This window comes from Bacillus sp. MMSF_3353 (genome assembly GCF_030733445.1).
Taxonomy (GTDB): Bacteria; Bacillota; Bacilli; order Bacillales; family Bacillaceae_G; genus Bacillus_A; species Bacillus_A wiedmannii.
Genome location: NZ_JASHJA010000069.1, coordinates 1 through 7,480 on the forward strand (window position 1 = coordinate 1; position 7,480 = coordinate 7,480).

The window sequence follows — 7,480 nt, forward strand, 5'->3', positions numbered from 1 at the left end:
TGATAATCATCAAGGTTTATATACAATTTAAACCCTGATGACTATCAAGAACACGTATAAAATAATAGATGTTTTATATTCTTCTATACAAAACATCCGTTTAGAAAGAGTAAAAAATAAATTTACCTTTAAAGCTTCCAAATTTATATTTCCTCGAATCTCATATGTAATTTTTGTATAATTAACATAGAAATTTCGATTTTATAAAAACCACTCATTCTAGTTACGGTATAGAAAAGTAATTAATCATTTCTATCCCCTATTAATATGTTTTTTAACTTATTACAATTTAAATGGCGTTTATCTCACTTTCTCTATTGCTGGAATATAATCGTTTAACAGTAAATCATCTAGCCCCTTTCCAAGATTAATATCCCAACTTGCAAAATTAATACTTATCCCTTCTTGATAAAGCGCTTGCGCACATTCTAATAACGACCGCTGAACATCTGAATTTGTAACCATATCCATATCTAAAGCAAACGTCGCCTGTTTAACTCCCATTTTTTTTAATGGTTCAATTAATATTCTCCATACTTTAACCCCAGGTATTGATACAACTGTGGTACCATACATTACTTTTTCCTCATTTGTTAGAAGCTCGTCTAAGTTTTCTGCAGCAATATCAGACTTTAGACTCCCTTCTGAAATCCATACATTATCCTTTTTTATTAATTCTCCACGTTCCAAACTTTTCAACTCTCGACTAGGTACTGCTACATGTATTGGCAATGGTTTCCCAACTCCTGTTCCATGGAATTTCCCACCTGAGCTGATCCAAATATATTTACTTTCTAACTTTAATTGTACTTCACCTAATTTTTCACCTTCATAATTAATTTCATACCATTCTTTAACATCGATTTCACCTTTAAATATAGACTCTATCTTCCCATTAATTTCATAGGTCACCTCTATAGTATTGGGTTGCTCAATAACTTCTGCCTTAAAGCTTGGTTTATAATTTTTTACAACTGTCATATATTCAGGATTATCAATTCTACATTGAAAACCGCATATCTGATTATATATATTTCTCTGCGGTATTAATAAAGAATCTCTCCTTCCTGCAAACGTGAAATATCTTCCATCCTTTGTTTCTTTTGCATAAAATCCTGGAATTCCAACAATATAGCTTGTTTTCCCCCCTACTTTTTTTATTAGCTCTTTCGTAATATCCCAAGGTTTAAGAGGAAAACTTTTGTAATTTCTAACATTTATAACTTCTCTTGTAATCCTGCGTTTTGATCCCCTTAACATTTTAATATGTTCATCTCGCACGTCTAGAAATTCTAGGAATAAAGTGTAAATAATATCAAGGGTGTAATCATTTTTTTTCCTATGTTCCTTAATCATCTGATCTTGAGAAAAGTCATATCCCCTTTTTTGATCTTCAGCTACTATATGTAAATAGCCTGCTTCCCCGAATTTTGTTTCTGATGAAATTCGTCCGCATATTATTTGGGTTTCAGAATCATTAACCATGCACCATCCTTGCTTACCACATATAGGGCATGTTGTTCTATAATATTCAAACCATCTCTCATTACGCCCCTTATTCATGCTTCTCACTGGTCTTAATACTCTACTTGCTGCTAACGTTTCAATTGACATCACATATCTCCTTTTCCCTTAATCAAATAAAAAAGCCCTTTGGGATACGGAGGTTAAATACCACACAAACGTGTAATTTAATCCGTAACCCGAAGGGCTTTATGTAATCACTAGAAAATAAAAAAATTTACAAGCTATAATAAGAATATACTAAAAATTCTCAATTTAATCAAATAATCTCCAGATTTTATTAAACTCCACACCATAATTATACATGAGCATCTCACTCCTTAACCCCTTTTGGGCTCTTTGAAGCGAGAACTTCTTTAGAATCAGATGCTATTTTAGCAATCTATATTTACCAAGCTATAAGGATCCCCGTTATTAACGGTTCATTAATGTTTCTCTGCTGAATTTTTTTGATACAGTATATTCCCTACTAACCAATTAATTGCGCTATTAAACGCATTACTGTTTACCATAATGTATTTTTTGTAAACAATCATATAATTATCAATCTCATGTCAATATCCACAGAAAATCAATACATCTTCTCCACATTTGACATTGACATATCAAGTGAGATTAACATGTTAAATGAAGCGTGCCAACTTTATCACTAGTATTCACCGATTAACATTAACAAGCGGATACTTATCAAAAATGTTTATACCTATCTAAACTTCAAGATCTATATTAGTTGAACATTAGTCCATTGAAACAGATTTTACGGAAGTATGTTAATTAATAAACTAACATTGAAAATATTTCAATGTTAGTAAGATATAAAAAGAAACAACATAAAACTATCAATCTCATGTTGATATCGCTGAAAAGATAACTGATTTTTTATCCCGTGTTTGTTATTAACATGTTAAGCGAGATTAACATGTTAAGCGATTATTTTCTTTTGTTATCAACATCATTCCGATTAAGATTGACATGACATTAACAATCTGGTGTTGAAAAGAAGAAATGTTTATTTATTTCAAGATTTCAAAGTCTATATCGGCTGGATTTTGTCTTCTGTGGTAGTTTTCTCTAAGTGAATCTAGTGTCAATTCATCCTAGAAAATGTTTCGACACTATTAAAACATAGCTAAAAATTCAATCGGGTAATAAATGATGACAGCAATTCAATGATTTTCACCCTTTATTGATCATTGACATATAGTTAAAAAACAACACATAGAAAGGAATACTATCTGTATTGTTAATCTTATATCAACAATTTGTATTTAACATTAATATAACATTAACAATTAAGTAGTTGAAATACGCAAAAATACAGATCTCGAAGACCCAAGATCTATATTGGTTAAAAATTTATCTACCACAACAGATTTCTATCGAAATATCAAAAAACACTCTAAAAGTACTATAATCGTGATAAGGAACTAACAAAAATTCCATATAATTGATAGTTTCTTATTAGTAACACCCAAAAAATCAATAGTTTTCCCTTTATTTATCATTAACATGTAACCTGAGATCGATATGTTAAGTACCTATTTTCTTTTGTTATCAATATTATTCTAATTGATATTGATATAACATTAACAATAAGGCATCCAAAAAGAAGAAGTGTTTATAGTCTTCAAGATTTCAAAATCTATATTGGTGAAAATTTTCTTCTGTGGTGGTTTGCTTGAAGCGATTCTAGTGATGATCTATCCTAGAAAATGCTTTCACACTATCAAAAAACAGTTAAAATCTAATCGTAATAATAAATGACGACAGCAATTCAATGTTTTTCATCCTTTGTTTATCATTGACATATGGTCTATAAAGTTAAGCGTAGAGAGAAATGCTATCTAAATTGTTAATGTTATATCAACAATTTTCGTTTAACATTAATATGACATTAACAATTAAAAGGTTGAAGCGCGCATAGAAGTAGATCTGAGGATTTCAAAATCTGCATTAGTTAAAAATTTATCTGCCACAACAGATTTCTATCGAAATATCAAAAAACACTCTAGAAGTACTATAGTTATAGCAAGAACTTCATACAATCAATAGTTTCTTATTAGCGTCAAAAAAATAACAGTTTTCTCTTTATTTATCATTGATATATAACCTGAGATTGACATGTTAATAGAGTTTGTTGTCCGTTAATACTAGTGTCATATCAATTTATCATTAACGCGTATTGACATAACATTAACAATTGTTGATTCTAACGTTGAGAATATACATACAAATAGAGTTTTAGATTCTATATCTATTAAGAGACCTTTTTTATAGCAAAATTCCCTGGATAAGTCGGGAGGATATCATTCTTGAAGGCATTTTGATAGTAGCCAAAAATAATAAATCGCTTTTTATTACTTCCGATCTAAAAGTAGCAATTGTATGAATCAATTTTGATTATATAGAGATCCCTTGTAAAGGGCGGTGCCCCCTATAAAAAATGAGTTTATATTAAAGTAATTCAATAACCTTCATGTGCATTCTAAAGACCTACTGAAGCCAATAAACTATACATTTCTTAGCTTTCTACTACCGATTATCATAAATTATAATAAATATAGCCCTTTCTTTATTATTAGTATGGGCTTTTTGTTCTACATTTATACATACTTTTTAGCTTTTAAGTCTTTAAGTTTAATGCTATATCCTTATAATTTATTTACAAATCACTAATATTTTCTTATCATTAATATATTGTAGACTAATTTGTTAACTTTATAGCAACAATAATCATTAATAACTAACGGATTATCAACAGGACATTAACAATAGTTAATTCAAAAGCTGATTTATCAACTTCATGTTAACAAGTGATGCTTTATATATCAATGATACATTTCATGTGAATGTCAATCAACAAAGGTATTGAGGTTTATATCGCCGAAAGATACTTAACATGTTAATCTCATTTTATATGTTAATTACATTTTGCTATGGCCATTATATTTCAAGGAGGTATAACGATGATTGAACAAGATAACAAAAATACAACTGAACATATGGAGTCCAATAATACAAACTCTAGTCATGAAGATACTTTTGAAAAAGCTTGGCGAATAACAGAGTTTTCTAAATTAGTAGGTCGACATCATAACACTGTATACAATTGGTTCAATATCCTAGAAGAAAAGGGGTTACACGGAACATTAAGAACCAATAATACAAACGAAAAGTTATATAACACACTAGATTTAGACATAGCTTTATTTATCAAACTAAAAAGGGATGAAAAGTGGTCGCTAGATGCAATTATTGAGCTTTTACCACATCAATTTGAACTAAGACCTGTTTCTCCAGAAAATCAAACCAGTGAAGTCTCATCCCAATTAAACATGCAGGAAGCTGCAGCGACTATTGAAAAAATAGTAGAACAAAAAATTCAAATGCATTTACAAAACATTGAATTAGAGTATCAAGGAAAGTTCGAAGATGCTATACGTGCGGTGCTACCTGAACCAGAAGACCCTGAGAGGTTAAAAGAGCGCCAAAGACAAGAAAGACTAGATAATATAATCATTCAACATAGAGCGCGTACAGAGTTAAGAAAACAAGCTGAAAAAGAATGGAATACACAGCCAGAAGAAACTCGTATTAAAAAAGTGGGTTGGTTTAAAAAAGAGGAAGATCTTGCGAGAAAACAACTTTTCATAGAAAGCTATATTGATGAGAACATGATTGAATACATGCAAAATGTAATGAAAACAGAAAAATAAGCCTGGAAAATTCCAGGCTTATTTTTTTATTTTGTTCCGAACATCTTATCAGGATCCATAAATGCCGCTAATTCTTCATCATTTAGCTTTTGCGGTTCTTCATCTTTCTCTGGTTCTAATTCAAAGTAATCACCAAAGTTAATATTGAAATCATCGTCCGAGTCTTGCGCTTCAATAGTAGTAATTTGAGACTTTGTATATTGAATTTGACTTTGTTTTTCCTTAAATTCATTATATTCTTCTACTAATCCTTTAGATAATCGAGATGGTAGTGCATCTGTCTTATAGAAAGTATACACGCTACCCATAAAGTCATTTTTACTAACTAAATAACCATTAAAAACAGTTCCATTGATTGGTAGTTTATTTGTTACTTCTACTTTTGCATCATCCATAAATGAATCATCAAGGTTCTTCTGTTCATCTAAAATTGCTAACATCCCAAAATGATGTACCTTTGATGCCTCTAAATCTCCATTTTCATTTGTCTTCATCAGGTCAATAGGGTGATGGAATGAGCTTCCTTTCATTGATTCTGAGAACATATCTACAATTTCTTTACTGTTTTCAATTTGATTCATATTACGTGAAACCTTATTAATTACTAAACAGCCTGTTCTTTCTAGTAAAATTCGTTTAAAGTCCTGAGAATCTAGAATTACTGATGTTCCTGAACCGTTTGCAGCTGTATTTAACTCATGAATAATATCTCCAATACGCTGATTTGCATAGTCTCGTGAGTTTCCGATGCCTTTTTTCTCATTCTCGTTTAATCCCTTAAACTCATCATAGAAATGTTGGTTATCTGCAAATACAACAAATGCAACGCCTTTCGCTGGATCATTAGCTAACTTCCAAATTTCTTGTGAAAATTTATTCACCTGTCTTAGTACATCCGGCCCATCTGCTCTAACTGGAAGTGTAACCACAATACCCATTTTAATAAAATCTTTACGTTCAATTGCATTATTGAAAGCAATTCTTGCATACTTTTGTTGATTTTTGATTAATTCTTCTCTAGGAATTTTCATTGCCATACTTTTCAGTTCTTCAGCAATTACAGGTTTATTATGAAAAGCAGTGAATTCTTCAATTGCTTGAATAATTGTAGATGTACCTGTACCACCACCTAAACCTGCAAAAAATAGCACTAACTCATCAGTTGGTCTGACACGTTCCGTTATAAATTCTTTTAGTTTTTCCTTAGCTTCTTCATTAGATTCTAACACCTTTACAGCACGCTCAGGATTCTTACCCAAACCACCTAATTTTAGTGAAACTTGGTTGCTTTTTGGCACGTTTTTCAGTTCTGCTAAATCCCCATCATTACTATTCAATGCTAGGCAATTATAAACTGCTGTACCGTCTGTATGCTTATACTCAGCAAACTTATCTACCATTCTAGTTCCAGCTTGACCAAAACCAACCATAGTCATTTTCACTGCTACTTCGTTTTTCAGAAAGTTTTTTGCCATTATTTTATCTCTCCCTTATTCTCATTACTTTTTTTACGTTTGCTTAATTCAACTAATACTTGCTGCCCCCTAATAGTTGAAATTAAAAACTTATACGGATGCATAATTTTTTCTGTTATTAATGACATTGAAGCTAAAGTAGCAACACTACCTTCCGCTGATCTTCTTGAAATGTTAGTTCTTTCAAGTTCTAATGAATAGGATTTACCCTTAGGTTTCTTTACTCTCCTATCAATAACAACACTTTCTACTATCTCATTTATTGAAATACCTCTCATATATTTTGTTTCTTGGTATTGTTTGTTTACTTGAGATCCTATGTAATGAAATACATTGTAGAGTATTTCGTCTTCTTCAATAATGTCTGCAAACATTCCCACAACTTCTTCAGTAAATTTGTTTTGTTTATATTTTTCACTTAATACCTCGTTCAAGTTGTTCCCCCCTTAAAACGTTGGTTAATTATTCCTAAAAATATATTACATCATTGCAAGACGTATATCAAGTCATTATATATAAGACTTATATCGAGTTGTTATATATAAGGCTTATATAAGATTCACAAAATGTAAAATTGAACTAATGTCTTATATACCAACAACAATTATATAAGACGTACATGAAAGTCGTTTATATAAGCAGTGAACAAAACATGCTAATATCAGGTTTCATATAACTAACAATAACTATTAAATTATAAATATGGGTGCAGTATTTATGTATATTTTTATCTAGAATTATAATTCCGATCTATAATACTTCTAA

The 7,480-nt window shown here is 30.6% G+C and carries 4 protein-coding genes; 1 reads left to right on the top strand and 3 read right to left on the bottom strand.

Translation table 11 applies throughout. The features are described 5' to 3' along the window. Nucleotides 1-300 precede the first annotated feature (300 nt). Nucleotides 301-1,614 (bottom strand): DUF3854 domain-containing protein, encoded by a 1,314-nt coding sequence (locus tag RBB48_RS31235; RefSeq protein WP_306008826.1) that lies wholly within the window; start codon nucleotides 1,612-1,614, stop codon nucleotides 301-303. 2,876 nt (nucleotides 1,615-4,490) lie between these two features. On the opposite strand from RBB48_RS31235, the gene RBB48_RS31240 reads away from it, so the two are divergent. Then, the gene (locus RBB48_RS31240; RefSeq protein ID WP_064472957.1) at nucleotides 4,491-5,240 is read left to right on the top strand and encodes a MerR family transcriptional regulator; all 750 of its coding nucleotides are present in this window, start codon (nucleotides 4,491-4,493) and stop codon (nucleotides 5,238-5,240) included. Nucleotides 5,241-5,266: 26 nt separating this feature from the next. Here RBB48_RS31240 and RBB48_RS31245 read toward each other — a convergent pair whose 3' ends face one another. Together RBB48_RS31245 and RBB48_RS31250 are read right to left on the bottom strand one after the other, a co-directional pair. Beyond that, entirely contained in the window at nucleotides 5,267-6,715 is a 1,449-nt protein-coding gene (locus RBB48_RS31245) for an FtsZ/tubulin family protein (RefSeq protein ID WP_306008827.1), read from the bottom strand. Beyond that, nucleotides 6,715-7,149, bottom strand: coding sequence for a hypothetical protein (locus tag RBB48_RS31250; RefSeq protein ID WP_306008828.1), 435 nt, complete (start codon nucleotides 7,147-7,149; stop codon nucleotides 6,715-6,717). The genes RBB48_RS31245 and RBB48_RS31250 overlap by 1 nt, the downstream gene beginning before the upstream one ends. Nucleotides 7,150-7,480: the final 331 nt, after the last annotated feature.